Source organism: Bacillus sp. N1(2025) (assembly GCF_053470005.1).
The window spans coordinates 138,290-158,430 of sequence record NZ_JBLTJB010000008.1; the positions used below are offsets into that span (position 1 = coordinate 138,290).

Consider the following 20,141-nt stretch of genomic DNA (forward strand, 5'->3'; position numbering starts at 1 on the left):
CTTTTTTCGGCATAATCCGCCTGCTATCTAAGAAGCTGATTGTGGTAAAACCACAAAAATTTATCAGAATCTTTGTATTTTTAGAATATTGTGAGAGGATGTTTTGTCCATTTACAATAGACTCATACAAATACTTCTTAGATTGCGGGGTGTTAAGGTTGGAAGTGATTACAAGAGATTTTTTCTTATTTTTATCCAAGAGCAGCTTTCTCAATAAGATGGCGCGAAGCTGGGGAAGCCGTGTGGCAGCCGGCAAAATCATCGGAGGAATGGATTTCCGCAGTTCTATCCCGACAATCCGACATTTGAACAGCCAGGGGCTGTCAGTTACTGTCGATCATTTGGGGGAATTTGTAAACAGCGGTGATGTCGCGAAAGAACGCACCGAGGAGTGCATGCAGACCATCGCCTTAATCGCTGATGAACAGCTGAATTCCCAAGTGTCATTAAAAATGACGTCTTTAGGTCTTGATATAGATCTCGATCTTGTCTATGAAAATATGACGAAAATCCTCCAGACGGCTGAAAAACATAAAGTCATGGTGACGATTGACATGGAAGATGAAACGAGATGCCAGAAGACGCTGGATATCTTTAAAGACTTCCGGAGCCGGTATGAATATGTAAGCACCGTGGTGCAGGCTTATCTGTACAGAACGGAGAAGGATCTTGATGACCTCAGCCCGCTGAATCCGTTTCTGCGGCTTGTCAAAGGGGCCTATAAAGAATCGGAAAAGGTGGCCTATCCTGAAAAAAGCGACGTCGATGAAAATTATAAAAGACTCATCCGCAAACAGCTTTTAAAAGGACATTATACGGCAGTTGCCACGCATGATGACAAAATGATCGAGTTTACAAAACAGCTTGCCAAAGAGCACGGCATTCCAAACGACCGTTTTGAGTTTCAGATGCTGTACGGCATGCGCTCGCAAACCCAGCTCAGCCTGGTGGAGGAAGGATACCGCATGAGAGTCTACCTGCCTTACGGGGATGACTGGTACGGCTACTTCATGAGACGGCTCGCCGAACGCCCCTCAAACATCGCATTCGCCTTTAAAGGAATGACTAAGAAGTAAAAAAGGGAGAGATGACAATGACTACACCTTATAAACACGAACCATTCACGAATTTCCAAGATCAATCGAACGTTGAAGAATTTAAGAAAGCGCTTGCGACGGTAAATGAGTATCTGGGAAAAGATTATCCGCTCGTCATCAACGGTGAAAAGGTAGAGACGGAAGCGAAAATCGTTTCAATCAATCCGGCTGATAAAGAAGAAGTCGTCGGAAAAGTGTCAAAGGCGTCCCAGGAGCACGCTGAGCAAGCGATTGAAGCAGCTGCGAAAGCGTTTGAAGAGTGGAGATACACCTCCCCTGAAGAAAGAGCGGCCGTTTTGTTCCGCGCAGCTGCCAAAGTCCGCCGCAGAAAGCACGAATTCTCCGCCCTGCTCGTCAAGGAAGCGGGAAAACCTTGGAACGAAGCTGATGCGGATACGGCGGAAGCCATCGACTTTATGGAATACTACGCGCGCCAAATGGTTGAATTGGCAAAAGGCAAGCCGGTCAACAGCCGCGAAGGCGAGAAAAACCAATATGTCTACACACCGACCGGCGTAACGGTCGTCATTCCACCATGGAACTTCCTCTTTGCGATTATGGCGGGAACGACGGTGGCACCGATCGTAACGGGCAACACGGTCGTTCTTAAACCGGCAAGCGCGACACCGGTCATCGCGGCGAAATTCGTAGAAGTGCTTGAGGAATCAGGTCTTCCGAAGGGCGTTGTCAACTTTGTGCCGGGAAGCGGAGCGGAAGTGGGAGACTACCTTGTCGATCACCCGAAAACAAGCATCATTACGTTTACGGGATCACGTGAAGTCGGTACGAGAATTTTCGAACGCGCGGCGAAAGTGCAGCCGGGACAGCAGCATCTGAAACGCGTCATTGCAGAAATGGGCGGTAAAGATACGGTTGTCGTTGACGAAGATGCGGACATTGAATTGGCGGCTCAATCCATCTTTACATCAGCATTCGGCTTCGCGGGACAAAAATGTTCTGCAGGTTCACGTGCAGTTGTCCATGAAAAAGTGTATGATCAAGTATTAGAGCGCGTCATCGAAATCACTGAATCAAAAGTGACGGCAAGCCCTGACAGCGCTGACGTGTATATGGGACCTGTCATCGACCAAGGTTCTTACGACAAGATCATGAGCTACATTGAAATCGGAAAAGAAGAAGGCCGTTTAGTAAGCGGCGGCACCGGAGATGATTCAAAAGGCTACTTTATTAAGCCGACGATCTTCGCTGACCTTGATCCGAAAGCCAGACTCATGCAGGAAGAAATTTTCGGGCCTGTCGTTGCATTTTCTAAAGTGTCAAACTTTGATGAAGCTTTAGAAGTGGCAAATAATACTGAATATGGTCTGACAGGCGCGGTCATTACAAACAACCGCAAACATATTGAACGGGCGAAACAGGAATTCCATGTCGGCAACCTGTACTTCAACCGCAATTGTACGGGAGCGATTGTCGGCTACCATCCGTTCGGAGGCTTCAAAATGTCCGGCACTGATTCAAAAGCGGGCGGCCCGGATTATTTGGCCCTCCACATGCAGGCGAAAACAATCAGTGAAATGTTTTAAGAGGGACTGAATGGGCATCCTCCTCGCGGGGGGTGTCCATTTCACCATAAACATATAAAGTGGAGGAGGAAATGCCATAGCAAACATTCAGTTGATTATTTCCATTTGTATTTATATGGCGGGTATGCTGTTTATCGGTTATTTCGCCTACAGACGGACGTCAAATCTGACGGATTACATGCTCGGGGGGCGTTCTTTAGGCCCTGCCGTCACAGCGCTCAGCGCGGGAGCGGCGGATATGAGCGGATGGCTCTTGATGGGGCTTCCGGGCGCCATGTTCTCGACAGGATTAAGCGGCGCTTGGATTGTGCTCGGGCTTGTGCTCGGGGCGTGGGCGAACTGGCTTTTCGTGGCGCCGAGGCTGAGAACGTATACCGAAAAAGCAGGGAATTCCATCACCATTCCGGGTTTCCTTGAAAACCGTTTCGGTGATCATACGAAGCTTCTCAGACTGTTTTCGGGTCTTGTCATTCTCGTCTTTTTCACATTTTACGTATCATCCGGCATGGTATCCGGAGGCGTCTTATTCAACAGCATTTTAGGGTTGAATTACCACACGGGACTGTGGGTCGTGACAGGCGTCGTTGTCGCCTACACCTTGTTCGGGGGCTTTTTGGCGGTAAGCTGGACGGACTTTGTCCAAGGGATCATTATGTTTGCGGCGCTTATTCTCGTGCCGATTGTGACGATTTTTCATACGGGCGGACCGGGGGAAACCGTTGCCGATATCCGTTCCGTCAACCCGGAACTGTTTAATATGTTCAAAGGGACGACCGTCCTTGGCATTATTTCTTTATTTGCGTGGGGGCTCGGCTATTTCGGGCAGCCGCATATTATTGTGCGCTTTATGGCGATCACATCTGTGAAAGAAATCAAACGCGCCAGACGGATCGGAATGGGATGGATGATTTTGTCTGCACTAGGCGCGCTGTTTACGGGTCTTGCGGGAATCGCGTATTACCACCAGCACGGACTGAAGCTGGCTGATCCGGAAACCATTTTTATTCAGCTCGGCAACATTCTGTTCCACCCGATTATTACGGGATTTCTCATTTCTGCGATTTTAGCGGCCATTATGAGTACGATTTCGTCTCAGCTGCTCGTTACGTCCAGTTCTTTAGTAGAGGATTTGTATAAGTCCATGTTCAGGCGTTCGGCTTCTGATAAGGAACTCGTATTTCTGGGGAGAATGGCAGTGCTTGCGGTGTCAATCATCGCTTTGGTGCTCGCCTGGGAGAAAAACAACACGATACTTGGTCTTGTCAGCTATGCATGGGCGGGATTCGGCGCGTCATTCGGGCCGGTCGTACTGCTCAGTTTATTTTGGAAACGGATGACGAAATGGGGGGCACTCGCCGGCATGATTGCGGGAGCGATTACCGTAATCATTTGGGCGAATGCCGGTCTTTCAGACTTTTTGTACGAAATCATTCCGGGCTTTGCTGTAAGCCTTGCCGCTGTATTTGTCGTCAGCTTATTGACACAGGCTCCGTCAAAAGATGTCACAGATCAGTTTCATGATTACCGTGATACACTTTCTCAATAAAAGCAAGGAACGAGAGGAAGAAGGGACCGCCCTTTTTCCTCTTTTCACGATACAGGCTTTCGGATCGTTCCGTTTTGGGAATATGTGAATTTTTTTCTATACAAAAAGTCACCCCGCAGAGTATGATAAAGATAAAAAGAGCATAGGAGAAATAGGTATGGAAGAGCTTTTAGAGAGAGTTTTTTCATTTACGGACATTGATAAATTAATTGATTTCATCAGTTATGAATTGCAGAAGCCCGTTATTCTGGAAAGCGCGGATTTCTTTTTGCTTGCCTATAATTCTTATTACATTAATCACTTCGACTCCGCCAACCAGCAGACGATATTTTCAAAAAAATGCCCCGTGCAGATTTTTGAAAGGTTTCTGAAGGACGGGGTGATCGAAAAGCTGAAAACCGTTCCTGAACCGTTCCGTGTCGAAAAAATAGACAGTATCGGACTGAATCAGAGAGTGGTTGTAAGCGCAAAACATAAAGGGGAAGTGATGGGCTACATCTGGATTCAGGAGCTCGACCGAAACTTGACGGACGAGGAGCTCGATTTTTTATATGAAACTTCATTCCATGTCGGAAAAATCATCTATAAAACGAACCGGCTGAAACAGGAAAAAGAAGAGAGAGCGGAAGACCTGGTGAAACGGGCGATCTTTCAGCAATTCTCCTCTGAAAAGGAGTTCAGGCGGGAAGCGGAAAAGATGAACGCCGTGCTGCCGTCGGTTTTTTCAGTAGTCGTCCTGCACGCCGCAAATGGGGATGGGGAGGCAGTCGAAGATGTGAAGGAAAACATCAAATCGTACTTGAATTTGCGGGATAAAGTCAGTCACGTCTTAACCATTGATTCCAATATTGTCATCGTCGTCGCAAGCTTCTCGCAAAAAAGCTCCGGCACTTCGGCAGCATCTGAATTCATCCACAAACTGCTGACTCATTTTCACTTTCAGAAGATCCCCACTCCCATCTATATCGGAATCGGCAATGAATACAGCAGCATCCTGAAGCTCGGCAAAAGTTATATAGAGGCCCTTGAAGTCATAAAGGCCGCCGAAATTACCGGAAACCAGGAAAATATCCCGTACGAATACAGTAAGCTCGGGATTTACCGCTATCTTGAAAGCATCGAAGAAAAAAACGCCTCACTGGAATATGTAAACAATGATTTAGCGTTATTAAAAGCCAAAGACAGAGAAAGCAGTACAGAACTGCTGAAAACGTTAGAAATCTATCTCCTCAATAACTGCAAAACAAAACCAGCCGCAGAACAGCTTTTTATTCATCAAAACACATTGAACTACCGTATCAAACAGATTCTTGACATGACATCAATTAATTTAAACGACTTCAGGACAAGGTGCCAGCTGTATCTCGATATCATGCTGATGAAAAAGAGATAAAAAAGAAACCAGTCGCCGTACTGGTTTCAGTTTTAATACCTTCCCGCTTATCAATCTCAGAACCTCACTTCTGAATCACTCCTTTCCCGCAATATGAGAAATGAATAAACACTGCTCCTCAATATGTGTTATACTTTCATTGATATTGATTCTCAATTAAAGATATATGAAGTATAGATATAAACGGGAGGCAGAACGATGGCGGAAAATCATGAGGTGTATGACGTCACGATTATAGGCGGAGGCCCGATCGGCCTGTTTGCGGCTTTTTATTGCGGGATGCGGGAGCTGAAAACGAAAGTGATCGAGTTTTTACCGCGGCTCGGGGGGAAGGTGTCTATGTTTTTCCCTGAAAAAATCATCCGTGATATCGGCGGAATACCCGGGATTGCCGGAGAACAGCTGATTAAACAGCTGAAGGAACAGGCTGCGACATTTAAGCCGGATATCGTGTTGAATCAGCGGGTGACCGGATTTGAACGGCTGGAAGACGGAACCATTGTGCTGGAAAGTTCCAAAGGGGAAAAGCACTATACGCGCACGGTGATTTTGGCCGTCGGCATGGGAACGCTTGAGGTCAATGAACTTGACAGCGCGGATGCGAGCCGGTATTCAGGAAAGAACCTTCATTATAAGGTAGAGAAGCTTGATGCGTTTCGAGATAAGCATGTCGTGATTTCCGGAGGGGGAGATACCGCGGTTGACTGGGCGAATGAGCTGGAACCGATTGCGGCGTCTGTTACCGTCTTGCACCGCAGGGAGGAGTTCGGCGGTTTGGAAAGCAGCGTGGCGAAAATGAAGCGGTCTTCCGTGCGGGTGCTTGCGCCGTATCGTCTGAAGCATCTCAACGGCACCGGGGAACGGATCGAGAGCGTCACCGTTTGCCAAACTGAGTCCGGACTTTGTGAAGACATCAAGCTTGATGAGCTCATTATCAACCACGGGTTTAAAATTGATCTCGGCCCGATGAAGGACTGGGGGCTTGAGATTGAAGAAGGCAGGATTAAAGCTGACAGACATATGCGGACGAATCTTCCGGGCGTGTTTGTCGCCGGTGACGCCGCCCATTATGAAAGCAAGCTCAGATTGATTGCAGGCGGTTTCACGGAGGGGCCGACCGCCGTGAACAGCGCCAAAGCCTATTTGGACCCGCAGGCGGATCAGATGGCGATGTATTCGACTCACCATAAAAAATTGGTGACACAATAAAAAAGGCTGACCCCCGATGTTGAGTCTGGGGGGTCAGAAAAGCATTCCGGCGTATCAGCTGTGAACGAGCATGTCTTTCATTTCATTTCGTATAAACGCAAATAACTGCTCCTGGTTTTTCACGGCGGTAAACCCGCAGCCGGCGGGGACGTCTTCGCCCATGCAGATGACGGGAGGGCGGTTTGCTGACGAATCCGGTGATATGCCGATTTGTTTTCCGGCGCTGATCAAATGCTGAGCGGATTCTTTGCCCGTACAGATAATCATTTGCAGAGGAGACTCACTGATCGTGCGTTCGATCATGGAAGTGAACCGCTCATCCGCGATATGCTCATGGGTGATATAAAACGGGCATGATTTTGAGTCTGACAAGTTTTCTGCTGCTTGACGGCTTCCTACAATGAGTGAATGCGGAGAATCAATTTGACATTCGGATAGGAGAAAGCCCCGTTTTGTCAGTTCCGTCTTTGCGGCTTCAGTCGCTGCATTCAGGCTTGCGGTCACCCGGCGGATGTCGATCTGCTTGAAAGCCAGTGTGTCAAAGAATTCGCATACCGCAAGGCGTGATGTGAAAAATAGTTGTTCAAAGGTGCTGATCTGTTTCAGGATGTTTTCGTTTGCGGGCATTTTTTTAACGATCCGCTTCGGCCATTCAATAACATCGGCGCCATACTCGCGCAGCTTGTCTGTCAATGTATGTTCTTCATCGCCATGAGTGACAACCATGATATGCCGCCCGATGAACGGTTTGCTTTCAAACCAGCTGTGTGTTTGAAAATTGACAATATCACCGATGACGATAATGGCAGGGTTGGTGATGTTTTGGCTTTGAACTTTTTCATGGATATCCTGAAGCGTTCCTTTAACGCTCCGCTGCCGCCCCCACGTCCCCCATTGAATGACGAGTACGGGAACGGAAGGGGATTTTCCGTACTCCGTAAGCTGCCGGCATATAAATGACAGATTTTTAACGCCCATGTAAAACACAAGCGTTTGAACGCTTCGGGCAAGCCCTTCCCAGTCGAGATTCGGCCTGCCTTGCAATGATGTATCATGAGCGGTGATCATCGCGAAGGACGAAGCGAAATCACGATGGGTGACGGGGACTCCCGCATACAGCGGCGCTGCGATACCCGAGGTGATGCCGGGCACCATTTCGTAGCGGATGCCGTGCTGATGAAGCGCCTCTGCTTCTTCGCCGACTCTGCCGAACACACTTGGGTCTCCGCCTTTCAAGCGGACGACGGTGCAGCCCTCCGCCGCTTTTTCAATCAGCAGGGCATTTATCTCAGACTGTTTCATAAAATGACGGTCGGGCAGCTTTCCGCAATAAATGAACCGGCAGTCCGGTGAGGCATATTCAAGAAACTTTGGGTTTGCGAGCCGGTCATACAAAATAATATCCGCTTTCTCCAGAGCCTGTTTTCCTTTTACGGTGATCAGCCCCGGGTCTCCTGGGCCGGCACCGACAAAATATACGATTCCGTTTTTCATGATGGCGTCATCCCTTCAGCAATTTAAAAAATGAAGGACCACTTGAAAAAGTGATCCGGTCTTTGCTCAATACAGGAGGTATACATTCTCTCCTTCAATCAGTGTTTCGTATGTTTTGACACAGCCATGATCCGGCTCTTGGACTTTTCCGTCTTCTAAGGAGATTTTCCAGTCATGCATCGGGCAGAAGACGTATTCTCCGCTGACGATGCCTTCAGCCAGGACGCCCCCTTTATGGGGACAGCGGTTTTCGACGGCGCGGACGCTCCCGTCAGAAAGCTTAAATACGGCAAGCTCTTTATCTTCTATATATACGGTTTTTCCTAACTCCTCCGGTAATTCGTTTACTTTGCCTATGCAAACCTTTGTCATATCTTTATTAACCATGTCCGTTCCCCCTTACTGTTTTATGAAGTCGTGACGACATTTTCGAATAGATCTTTAGATGCTTTTTTATCTTTAAGGAAGTATTGCCACGGATCTTTGTGGACAGAGAGTGTTTCATTCATTCTGTCGTTGAGCTCCTGCCGTTTTTCCGGATCGTTTAATACGGATTGGACATGAGATAAACCGACGCGCTCAAGCCATGCGGATGTCCGCTCCAGATAGTTTGCCGTTTCTCTGTAGTACTGAAGGTAAGCACCCGCATATTCTAAGACTTCTTCATTCGTTTTTACTTTCATCAGCAAATCACCGGCGCGCAAATGGGTTCCGCCGTTTCCGCCGACATAAAGCTCCCAGCCTCCGTCGATGCCGACAACGCCAAGGTCCTTAATGCCTGATTCCGCACAGTTCCGAGGGCAGGCGGACACGGCCATTTTAACCTTATGAGGCGTATTGAGCCCTTCGAATGTTTTCTCAAGCGCAATGCCCAGTGCCATGGAGTCTTGCGTGCCGAAGCGGCAGAATTGTTCGCCTACGCACGTTTTTACCGTGCGGAGTGTTTTTCCGTACGCGTAGCCTGACGGCATATCAAGCTCGGCCCATACTTTCGGCAGGTCTTCTTTTTTGACGCCGATGAGATCAATTCGCTGGCCGCCGGTCATTTTAACGAGCGGGATCTCATATTTGTCGACGACATCGGCGATCTTGCGGAGATCCTGAGAGTTGGTCACGCCGCCGTACATCCGGGGAACGACTGAGTATGTTCCGTCTTTTTGAATATTGGCGTGCATCCGTTCGTTCACAAAACGGGATGTTCTGTCATCCTCGTATGTAGCCGGATTAATCATGCCTAAGTAGTAGTTGAGGGCAGGACGGCATTTGGAGCAGCCCTCCGGCGTTTTCCAGCCGAGCACGTTCATGATTTCTCTTGTATGGGACAGCCCTTTGGCTCTGATTTCTTCTACGACTTCATCTCTCGACAGTGAGGTGCAGCCGCAAATCGCTTCTTTTTGCGCGGACGCGTCAAATTCTGAGCCCAGTGTATATTGAAGAATGTCTTCCACGAGCGGTTTACAGCCTCCGCAGGAACGGGATGCCCCGGTGCATGCTTTGATTTCGTCCGTTGATGTGCAACCTTTTTCCTGAATGGCTTGAATAATCGCGCCTTTTGAAACGCCGTTGCATCCGCAGATGATTTCATCGTCGCTCATCGCCGCGGTCATGCTTGCGCCTGCTTCCTGATCAAGAGGCTGTAAGATTGATATTTTGGAGGTTTCAGAGATATCGGCTTCTTTTTGAATCATTGAAAACAGGCGGCCGCCCTCGCTGCTGTCTCCGAACAAAACAGCGCCGACAATTTGATTGCCCCTCAGGACGATTTTTTTATAAATGCCGTCCTGCTCATCGAACACTTTAATCGCTTTTTTGTCCTCTGATTCGTTAAAGTCACCGGCAGAGAAGACTTCGACGCCTGATACCTTTAATTGAGTGGAGAGAACGGAGCCTTCATACGGTTTTGTTTCAATGCCGCAAATATGCTTTGCGAGCACTTTTGCCTGTTCATAGAGCGGCGCCACAAGACCGTATGCGATTCCGCGGTGCTCGGCACATTCACCGACCGCGTAAATGTGCGGAATGTCAGTCTGCATATAGTCGTTGACAATGATTCCGCGGTTTACCGGAATGCCGCTTTCTGTGCCAAGCTGTGTATTCGGGCGGATGCCGACCGCCATGACGACCAGGTCAGCTTCGATGCTTGTGCCGTCTTTGAAGCGTACCCCTTCGACACGGTCAGTACCGAGAATTTCTTCGGTTTGCTTTTCAAGGAAAAAGGTCATGCCTTGTTTTTCTAATTCGTTTTGCAGCAGGCGTCCCGCCGCTGCGTCAAGCTGGCGCTCCATCAGGAATGGGGCGAGGTGGATGACAGACACGTCCATTCCGAGATTCAGCAGTCCGCGTGCGGCTTCCAAACCCAGCAGTCCTCCGCCGATGACGGCTGCTTTTTTATATTGTTTTGACGCGGCGAGCATCGTGTCTGTATCTTTTATGTCCCGGAATGCCGTGACGCCTTGTTTGTCTGCGCCCGGAATCGGAAGGATAAAAGGGACAGAGCCTGTCGCCAGGATGAGTTCATCGTAAGGCTGGATTCTGTCTGCATCGGTGATGACGGTTTTGTTTTCCGTGTCGACTTTGATAACTGTTTCACCGGTATACAGCTGAATGTTGTTTTCTTTGTACCAGTTCCAATCGTTTAACGTAATGTCTTGAATGTCGGTATCGCCTTGCAGCACTTTTGACAGAAGGATTCGGTTATAGTTGGGATGAGGTTCGGCCCCGAATATTGTAATCTCAAATTCGTCTTTTGAAACACGCAGTATTTCTTCAATCGCTCTTACCCCGGCCATTCCATTTCCAACAAGGACTAGCTGTTTTTTTCCCATCAGATGATCCGCTCCTTATCTTTGTTTTTTTTAGCGTAGCACAGCAAAAACAAATATTTAAGATGCATGTTATGAAATGTAACAAAAAATACTAAAAAATCTAAAAATTTTATGAAAAATTATATAGGGCTGATTCGTACCGCGCACATCTTAAAACCGGGCATTTTACAGTCCGGGTCCAAGGCTTCACCAATTAAATCGTTGACGTTTTGCGTGTCAGACCAATGGATGGGGACAAACAACGTGTCTTTTCGTACGTTCTCCGACCATCTGCTCCGCACCGTGATGCTGCCCCGGGGGGATTCTATCTTCACGAGAACACGGTCTTCGATATGATAGTCGGCCGCCGTTTTTGGGTGGATTTCCACAAAGGATTCGAAATGTCTTGCAGCCAAGGCAGAGCTTTTTCTTGTTTGGACGCCTGTTAAGTAGTGAGACATGACTCTGCCTGTCGTTAAATAAAGCGGATAATCGGCTGTCGGCTTCTCTTTAGGAACAGGTGGTTCGTTTGGAATCACACTTAATGCCGCTTTTTGATCCGGATGAGCAAATGATTCTGTAAACAAGCGCCCGGTTCCGGGATGATCAGATTCCGGACACGGCCAATGAATGCCGCCTTCACGTCTGAGCCTGTCGTATGAGATGCCTGAATAATCGGCAACCCCGCCTCGGCTCGCTTCTCTCAATTCATTAAAAATATCCTCCGCTGACGTATAAGAAAAGTAGCGGCCCTTGCCGAGAGCGGATGCGAGATCACAAATGATCTGCCAATCATGCTTCGCTTCGCCGGGGCAGGTGCGGCTCGCTTCTCTTAATGTCACGCGGCCTTCTGCGTTTGTCATCGTGCCTTCGTCTTCCAAATAAGAGGAGGCGGGTAAAATCACATCTGCGAATGCCGCGGTCTCAGAAATAAATAAGTCAACTGCGACAAAAAATCTCAGTTTCTTGATTGCCTGCTTGACGAAATTCGCATTTGGGCCGGAAACAGCCGGATTGGAACACATGAGAAACAGTCCTTTGATGTCGCCGTTATCTATTTTTTCTATCATTTCATAGGCTGAGACACCTTTTCGCGGCAGCTCATCCTGATGAATCCCCCACACCTTCGCAATATGCGCCCGGTGTTCTTCAATTTCGATAGAACGGTAGCCCGGAAGCTGATCCGCTTTTTGGCCGTGTTCTCTCGCGCCTTGTCCGTTGCCTTGACCGGTAATCGCCCCGTAACCTGAGAAGGGCTTGCCGATTTTTCCGGTGATCAGCACCATATTTAAGAAAGCTTTCACCGCCGCGGTACCGTCAGTCTGCTGTTCGATCCCCCGCGCTGTAAACAGCATGCCGGATGTTTCCTTGGCAAACTTCACGGCGGCCTTTCGCATATGCTCCAAAGGCACACTTGTCTGCTCGGAAATCTCTTTCAGATCCAAAGCGTCGGTATGCCGTTTGAGCTTATTGAATCCGTTTGTGCGTGTGCGGATAAAGTCTTTGTCTGTAAGCTGTTCGTCAATGCAGATTTTGACGAGTCCGTTTGCCAGGGCGGCGTCTGTGCCGGGCTTGATTTTCAGGTGAAGATCGGCTATTTTGGTCGTCGCCGTTTCCCGGGGATCAATGGCGATAATGTAAGCCCCGTTTTCTTTCGCTTTATCAAAATACGGCATGATCGTCGGCTGGCATTCCGCGATATTGGTGCCTGCCAGGATGATGACACGTGTATGCGGAATGTCCGATAATGGATTCGTCAGGCCCCTGTCCGCGCCGAATGTCTGGCCGGCCGCCGTTGCTGCGGCAGACATACAGAGCCGCCCGTTGTAATCGATGTATTTCGTCTGTAAGCCGACCCGTGCGAACTTTCCAAGCAGATAGGCTTCTTCATTTGTAATTGAGGCGCTCCCATAGACGGCCATCGCATCATTGCCGTGTTCAGTTTGGATCAGATTGATTTGTTCCTTTATGCGATTCAGTGCTTCAGCCCAAGAGACAGGCACAAATTCACCGTTTTTTTTAAGCAGGGGGCGTGTAATGCGGGAAGAGTGCACGGCATGCTGATGGGCATTCATGCCTTTTGTACATAAACGGCCATGTGTCGTCGGATTATCAATGCCGATTGCAGTGTATTTCTTCCGTGCCGCGAAGGTTTGTTCCGTAAGCTGCATTTTGCATTGCATGCTGCAGAACGGGCATTGCGTCTCATATGTTTTTTCCGATTGGACATCTTGCAGTTTGTCACGGAAATAACGGAGCATCGGTTCAGTCAAAAAGCTTCATCCTTTCGTATGGCGTTTTCCCGGCAGACTGGTTTTGCAGCAGGGATATGTCTGAACGGAGATTTTTCAGAAGCTGTGTCCGCATATCTTCTTCAAACAGCATTTCTCTGATATGGACGAGGCCGAGTCTGTCAACCCATTGATAAATCGCTTCGTTGTAGTGAGCCGTTTCGCGATAATATTGAATAAGGCCTTTCATCATAGCGGCGGTACTGTCTTCGTTATTCGTCACACAAAAAAGGCTGCCGGCGCGGGCTTGTTTTCCGCGGACGCCCCCGATATAAATTTCCCAGCAAGCTTGTGTCTGAAGCGCGCCGATATCCTGAATGTAAACATCGGTGCAATTGTTTTCACATGACAAGCTGACGGATACATAAGCGGGGACGGCAAGCATGTCGGTATCTCGTTCAATCCTGCTTGCCAGCTCTTGAAAGGAGCGATGCTGTCCGCACGTACATGCTTTGATTTGAATCGTCCAGCGGTGCCGGGGGGAGAAAACCGGCATGTTCAGTGCTTTTCTGATGCTTGCAAGGTCATTTGGCCTGATTCCGGAAAGCTTCAGCCGGTGACTGTCAGTAATTGAAACGCCGGGGATGCCGTATGTTTCAATGACGTTTGCGATGTTTTTGAGCTCTCCCGCACTTGTCAGTCCGCCGTACATTTGCGGAATCAGGGTGCATGTCTCTTCTGCCGATATTTCATTGAACTGCATAAAATCAGGCCGCATCCTTTCCAGGTAGTAGTGAAGCGCCGGAATACAAATGCGGCAGCCGTTTTCTGTTTTCCAGCCGATCACTTCCATCACCTCGGCGGCATCAGTGAATGGACGGCGCCGAAGTTCGGCGATGACTTCTTCTTCCGTCAAATCGGTGCAGCCGCAAAACGAAGGCTGGCGGGAAGGTTTTGTGTAATCATCGCTTGCCATATACTTCAGCAAGTCTTCGACGAGCGGCCTGCATCCTCCGCAAGACCCGGACGCTTTTGTCATGTGCTTCACTTCCTCCGCGGTTTTTAAGCCATATTTGTTCACCGCTTCTTCAATGGAGCCCTTGGTCACTGAGCTGCATTGGCAAATGGTTTCATGGGGAGGCATGGATTCAAAGGATATACCGCCTTGATCGGGTTCCATGAGCTGTTTTTTCACGATGGAAATGTCCCTTTGCTTCACAAGACTGTCGAGAAGCCGCTGTTTACCGCGCGTGTCCCCGAATAAAATAAAGCCGGCCGGTTTATCGTCCTCAAAGAGTGCTTTTTTGTAGGTGCCTGCATGATCGTCATGGAACAATATGCCGGCTGTGTGTTCATCCTCGTGCACCTTTCCTGCCGACCATACATCAATACCGGCTATTTTTAAGGCCGCAGATTGTGCAAAGCCTTGAAACCCTTCACACGGAACGCCGCATAGATGCTGTGCGAGCACTTTTCCCTGTTCATAAAGCGGTGCAGCCAATCCGTATACAATCCCGTCATGCTCCGCGCATTCACCGACGGCATACACATTCGGTTTGTTCGTCTGCATGAATTGATTGACGATGATTCCTCGGTTCACTGAAAGTCCGGCAGATGCAGCCAATCGGATATTGGGCCTCACACCGGCGGCCATGACAATCAGGTCTGCTTCTATGGAAGAACCGTCTTTGAAACGGATGCCTTCCGCCCGTGAGTTTCCTGTAATGGATGCCGTGTCTTTCTCTAAAAGAAAGACTAAGCCTTTTCGCTCCAGTTCTTTCTGCAGCAGATGGGATGCCGTTTGATCAAGCTGTTTTTGCATAATGGCGGAAGAGTGGTGAATGACGCTGACGTCCATGCCGAGCTGCCGTAAGCCGACGGCCGCTTCAAGACCTAATAAACCGGCGCCGATGACCGCCGCCTTTTGATACCGGCCGGCCGCATTGATAAGGGATTGGCAGTCTTCTATTGTCCGAAAGCCGCAGACGCCTTCTTTCTCTGCTCCGGGTATGGGGAGAATATAAGGAGTGGAGCCAGTTGCCGCGATGAAATGATCGTAAGTCATGCTGCGCTTCCGATCCGTTGTGACAACCTGCCGTTCTGTATCAATGTGTACAACCGTTTCTCCCGTGTAAAGCGTAATTCCGTTTTTTTCGTACCATTCGCGGCTATTCAGCGTAATGTCATCAAGCGAAACCTCACCTTGTAAAACGGATGATAAGAGAATTCGATTGTAATTGGGATGAGGTTCGGTTCCGAAAATAACAATCTCAAACATGTCACGGTTCATCTTTAAAATGTGTTCAATACAGCGGATTCCGGCCATTCCGTTCCCTGCTGCAATTAATCGTTGTTTCTTCATTCGCCAAACCTCCTTTGCAGCTGCCTGTAAGTTTTGCTTCTCTATGAGAAATTATGGCACATTGCCTGATTAACGCATTAAATGTGTCGCATTATCTTACACATGTCTTTTCCGGTGAATGCCGGTCATATATTCTTGATTCAGCAATTTGAAATGATAGAAGACCGGAAAGGAGAATGTTATGAAGCTGTCGGAATTAAAAACAAGCGGCCATCCGCTCACTCTGCTCTGTTCCTTCTTATATTTTGATGTGAGTTTTATGATTTGGGTCATGCTGGGGGCGCTCGGCGTTTATATTTCTCAGGATTTCGGGTTATCTTCTTTTGAAAAAGGGTTTGTCGTGGCTCTGCCGATCTTATCAGGATCTGTGTTTCGGATCATTTTAGGCGTGTTAACGGACAGGATCGGTCCGAAGAAAACAGCCGTGATCGGGATGCTGATTACAATGATCCCGCTGCTTTGGGGGGCATTCGGCGGCCGTTCTTTGACTGAGCTGTATGCGATCGGCATTCTGCTGGGCGTGGCGGGCGCAAGTTTTGCTGTCGCGCTTCCGATGGCGAGCCGGTGGTATCCGCCTCACTTGCAGGGGCTTGCGATGGGGATAGCAGGTGCCGGCAACAGCGGCACTTTGTTTGCGACATTGTTCGGTCCCCGCCTTGCGGAACAGTTTGGGTGGCACAGTGTAATGGGAATTGCGCTTCTTCCGTTGATGATCGTTTTTATACTGTTTACCGTCATGGCGAAGGACTCTCCTGCACAACCCGCACCGCAGCCGCTTAAAAACTACCTTCACGTTTTCAGGCAGAAGGAGACATGGTGTTTCTGTCTTTTGTACGGCGTCACTTTCGGAGGTTTTGTGGGATTATCAAGTTTTTTGGCGATTTTTTTCGTTGATCAATATCAATTGTCAAAAATCCATGCCGGTGATTTCGTCACAATATGTGTTGCAGCGGGCAGTTTCTTTCGCCCTGCAGGAGGCTGGATTTCAGACCGTGCGGGAGGTGCGAAAGTTCTCGCTGTACTGTTTGTCATCGCGGCTCTGTGTATGGCGGGAGTCAGCAGCCTGCCTCCGCTTTCAACGGTGATCGTTCTGTTGTTTATCGGAATGATGGCGCTCGGTATGGGCAACGGAGCAGTATTTCAGCTTGTCCCTCAGCACTTTGCAAAAGAAATCGGTATGGTGACGGGAATCGTCGGAGCGGCCGGCGGCATAGGAGGTTTTTTCCTTCCCAATATTTTAGGATCATTGAAGCAGATGACGGGAACTTATGCGATCGGTTTTATCTCTTTTTCATGTATCGCATTGCTCGCATTTGTGCTTGTTCTGGCCGCAGGCTATTATTGGAGAAAAAGCTATGGCGCTGAAAACAGTCCTGCGGATATTTAAGTTTAGGCGGAAGACACGTATGACAGCGTGTCTTTTTTATGATTGATTATTTTTCACTTGATTTTCAACGGAGAATACATCAGAATAAATAGTAACGATTACGATTTATAACCATGTACATTATGGTGAAAATAAGGCAGGTGCGGGATATAAATCGTAACCATTCTATTTTGTCAGGAGGCTATTTATATGAAAAAAATTCCGGTTACAGTATTGAGCGGCTATCTTGGTGCCGGAAAGACGACCGTTTTGAATCATATTTTACAAAACCGCAACGGTTTAAAAATTGCCGTCATCGTCAATGACATGAGCGAAGTAAATATAGACGCGGGATTGGTGAAGCAGGGAGGCGGCTTGTCAAGGACGGATGAGAAACTCGTAGAATTATCCAACGGCTGTATCTGCTGCACGCTGCGTGAGGATCTATTAGTCGAAGTTGAGAAACTCGCGAAAGACGGCAGATTTGATTATATTGTGATTGAATCAACAGGGATCAGCGAACCGATTCCCGTTGCCCAGACATTTTCTTATATAGATGAAGAAATGGGCATTGATCTGACAACATTCTGCAGGCTGGACACAATGGTGACCGTGGTGGATGCAAACCGCTTCTGGCATGATTTCCAGTCCGGTGACAGCCTTCTTGACCGGAAGGAAGCGGCGGGAGAAGAGGATGAACGGGAGATTGCCGATTTATTAATTGACCAAATCGAGTTTTGTGATGTGCTCATTTTAAATAAATGCGACATGGTGGGCGAAAAAGAGCTTGAACAGCTGGAAACGGTCCTTCGCGCATTACAGCCCCGTGCCAGACTGATCCGGTCCGTCCGCGGAGAAGTGCCCGCCGAATACATATTGAATACCGGTTTATTTGAGTTTGAGGAAGCGAGTTCATCAGCAGGATGGATAAAGGAACTGACGGCAGGTCATGAAGCGCACACTCCGGAAACGGAAGAGTACGGCATCACTTCGTTTGTGTACTCGCGGCGTCTGCCGTTTCATACCGCTCGTTTTGACAGCTGGCTGCATCAATCAATGCCTGACAACATTGTGCGCGCAAAAGGAATTGCTTGGTGCGCAACCCGCAACAGCCTTGCGCTGCTGATGTCTCAGGCGGGTCCGGCGGTTTCGATTGAGCCTGTTTCTTATTGGGTGGCGGCAATGCCGAAACTTGAGCAGGAGCAGATCAAACAGCAGGAACCGGAGATTCTGGAAGATTGGGACGACCAATTCGGAGATCGTCATACGAACCTGGTGTTTATCGGAACAGATTTAGATGAAGCAGCCATTACAAAGGAATTGGATCAGTGCCTGCTCACGCCGTCTGAGTTCGATTCCGACTGGTCGCAGCTTGAAGATCCTTTTCAATGGGATATTCAGCGGGCCGAATAACATACCGGCCAAGTTTAGAAGCAGGTGAAAAGGGAAGGAGTGATGAAAAAGGAGCTGACCAAGTGTGAAAGCACTGACATACCAAGGAAAAGAACATATGGAAGTGAAAGAAGTCCCGGCACCCGCCATTCAAGATGAGAGAGATGTCATCGTTCGAATCACCGCAACCGGGATATGCGGTTCAGACCTTCATTTATATAAAAACGGAATACCCGCCGATCCGGGTTATATCGTCGGGCATGAGCCGATGGGAATCGTTGAAGAAACGGGCAGTCAAGTCAAAAAGCTGAAAAAAGGCGACCGGGTCGTGATTCCTTTTAATATCGGCTGCGGAGAATGTCATTATTGCAAGCACCAGATGGAAAGCCAGTGTGATGAATCTAATCCAAATCCTCATACAGATGCCGGCGGCTTATTCGGTTTTTCGGAGTTTAACGGTAATTATCCCGGCGGGCAGGCTGAATATTTACGTGTTCCTTATGCTGATTTCTCTTCTTTTCTGGTTCCGGCAGACAGTGAGCTTGAAGATGAGCAGGTGCTGCTTCTGTCAGATGTCATGCCGACCGCCTTTTGGAGCGTCCAGCACAGCGGAGTGAAAAAAGGAGATACAGTCGTGATTCTGGGATCAGGTCCGATCGGCTTAATGGCGCAAAAATTCGCGTGGAAAAAAGGAGCTAAACGGGTTATCGCAGTTGATCAAGTCCCGCACCGCCTTGAACATGCGAGACGCATAAACGGAGCAGAGACCTTCAATTTTTCAGAACATGATGAGATCGGGAAACTGCTGCATGAACAAACGTCAGGGGGCGCGGATGTAGTGATTGATTGTGTCGGAATGGACGGCACGCCGCTTTCAAAAGAAAAAACAGAGCAAAAACCGAATCAGTTCGGAACGATCAGTCCGATTCTTACAGCAGCAGAAGCCGTTAAGAAGTTCGGAACCGTGCAGCTCACGGGCGCATACATTTCTGAAGCGGACGGCTTTCCGCTCGGTGATTTTTTCACACGCAACGTTTCTTTAAAAATGGGCCAGGCACCCGTTATTCATCTGATGCCGATGCTGTATCAAATGATCGAACAAAATGAAATTGATCCGACGGATATCATTACACACAAAATGAGTCTTGCGGAAGCTCCTGCTGCATATGATATATTTGACAAAAAAGAAGATGGCAACATTAAAGTGATTTTGAAGCCATAGCGAGGAGAAACACGATGAATATTTACAGACCGGCGGGATTTTGGATCAGATTGGGAGCCGTGGTACTCGACTATTTAATTACTTCAGTGCCTTTGGCGATTATTTTTATGCTGGCAACAGGAAAAGATCCGAATGAGAGCGCAATGATCAGCATCATTTTGACTCTTTATGGTATTTTGCTCCCTGTATACTGGAACGGTTATGTTATCGGCAAAAAGATCTGCGGTATCCGCATCGTCAAAAAAGACGGAACTCAGGTAGGCTTTCTCACTATGATTTTGAGAGTGCTTGTGGGCGGCCTGATATATGGCGTGACGTTTGGAATCGGTGTGATCGTGAGCGCATTCATGGTCGGAATGAGAGAAGACAGACGGTCAATCCACGATTTTGTAGCAGGAACGTATGTCACATACGCGCTGCCGGACGAATCGATTGAAAAGAGCGAATAATTTCGCTCTTTTTTTGCATAAAAAATGGATGG

Annotated in this window: 14 protein-coding genes; 9 read left to right on the plus strand and 5 right to left on the minus strand. The window is 48.4% G+C overall.

Annotated features, from left to right (window positions below; translation table 11 throughout):
* Positions 1–164: 164 nt before the first annotated feature.
* The 5 genes from ACNFN4_RS17070 (at position 165) to ACNFN4_RS17090 (ending at position 6,789) form a co-directional block, all read left to right on the plus strand.
* A complete protein-coding gene (locus tag ACNFN4_RS17070) occupies positions 165–1,076 on the plus strand; it encodes a proline dehydrogenase family protein (RefSeq protein ID WP_087920787.1) in 912 nt (303 codons plus the stop codon).
* A 17-nt stretch (positions 1,077–1,093) separates the two neighbouring features.
* The gene (gene pruA / locus ACNFN4_RS17075; RefSeq protein WP_003156602.1) at positions 1,094–2,641 is read left to right on the plus strand and encodes an L-glutamate gamma-semialdehyde dehydrogenase; all 1,548 of its coding nucleotides are present in this window, start codon (positions 1,094–1,096) and stop codon (positions 2,639–2,641) included.
* A 91-nt stretch (positions 2,642–2,732) separates the two neighbouring features.
* Positions 2,733–4,187: a sodium/proline symporter PutP gene (putP, locus tag ACNFN4_RS17080; RefSeq protein WP_014416862.1), complete on the plus strand. Its 1,455-nt coding sequence runs from the start codon at positions 2,733–2,735 to the stop codon at positions 4,185–4,187.
* Between the two features lie 157 nt (positions 4,188–4,344).
* Positions 4,345–5,580, plus strand: coding sequence for a PucR family transcriptional regulator (locus ACNFN4_RS17085; RefSeq protein ID WP_021494194.1), 1,236 nt, complete (start codon positions 4,345–4,347; stop codon positions 5,578–5,580).
* 198 nt (positions 5,581–5,778) lie between these two features.
* Complete coding sequence (locus ACNFN4_RS17090) at positions 5,779–6,789, plus strand: NAD(P)/FAD-dependent oxidoreductase (protein WP_095273262.1); 1,011 nt, start codon at positions 5,779–5,781, stop codon at positions 6,787–6,789.
* A gap of 54 nt (positions 6,790–6,843) precedes the next feature.
* Here the strand turns inward: ACNFN4_RS17090 and cobA are convergent, their stop codons facing one another.
* The 5 genes from cobA to nirB all read right to left on the minus strand — a co-directional run bounded on the left by cobA (position 6,844) and on the right by nirB (position 15,680).
* Positions 6,844–8,283 (minus strand): uroporphyrinogen-III C-methyltransferase, encoded by a 1,440-nt coding sequence (cobA, locus tag ACNFN4_RS17095; RefSeq protein ID WP_061861829.1) that lies wholly within the window; start codon positions 8,281–8,283, stop codon positions 6,844–6,846.
* 66 nt (positions 8,284–8,349) lie between these two features.
* The gene (nirD, locus tag ACNFN4_RS17100; protein WP_007409365.1) at positions 8,350–8,670 is read right to left on the minus strand and encodes a nitrite reductase small subunit NirD; all 321 of its coding nucleotides are present in this window, start codon (positions 8,668–8,670) and stop codon (positions 8,350–8,352) included.
* A 20-nt stretch (positions 8,671–8,690) separates the two neighbouring features.
* Positions 8,691–11,108 (minus strand): NADPH-nitrite reductase, encoded by a 2,418-nt coding sequence (gene nasD / locus ACNFN4_RS17105; RefSeq protein WP_182072277.1) that lies wholly within the window; start codon positions 11,106–11,108, stop codon positions 8,691–8,693.
* A 119-nt stretch (positions 11,109–11,227) separates the two neighbouring features.
* Entirely contained in the window at positions 11,228–13,360 is a 2,133-nt protein-coding gene (nasC, locus tag ACNFN4_RS17110) for an assimilatory nitrate reductase catalytic subunit NasC (protein ID WP_448200337.1), read from the minus strand.
* A complete protein-coding gene (gene nirB, locus ACNFN4_RS17115; RefSeq protein WP_448200338.1) occupies positions 13,353–15,680 on the minus strand; it encodes a nitrite reductase large subunit NirB in 2,328 nt (775 codons plus the stop codon). Before nirB ends, nasC begins: the two co-directional genes overlap by 8 nt.
* Before the next feature lie 181 nt (positions 15,681–15,861).
* On the opposite strand from nirB, the gene ACNFN4_RS17120 reads away from it, so the two are divergent.
* The 4 genes from ACNFN4_RS17120 (at position 15,862) to ACNFN4_RS17135 (ending at position 20,109) form a co-directional block, all read left to right on the plus strand.
* On the plus strand, positions 15,862–17,067 hold the full coding sequence (locus ACNFN4_RS17120; protein WP_448200339.1) for an MFS transporter: 1,206 nt from the start codon (positions 15,862–15,864) through the stop codon (positions 17,065–17,067).
* A 189-nt stretch (positions 17,068–17,256) separates the two neighbouring features.
* A complete protein-coding gene (locus tag ACNFN4_RS17125) occupies positions 17,257–18,459 on the plus strand; it encodes a GTP-binding protein (protein ID WP_021494201.1) in 1,203 nt (400 codons plus the stop codon).
* 64 nt (positions 18,460–18,523) lie between these two features.
* Positions 18,524–19,660, plus strand: coding sequence for a zinc-dependent alcohol dehydrogenase (locus ACNFN4_RS17130; protein ID WP_094296367.1), 1,137 nt, complete (start codon positions 18,524–18,526; stop codon positions 19,658–19,660).
* 14 nt (positions 19,661–19,674) lie between these two features.
* Positions 19,675–20,109: an RDD family protein gene (locus ACNFN4_RS17135; protein WP_014416871.1), complete on the plus strand. Its 435-nt coding sequence runs from the start codon at positions 19,675–19,677 to the stop codon at positions 20,107–20,109.
* Positions 20,110–20,141: the final 32 nt, after the last annotated feature.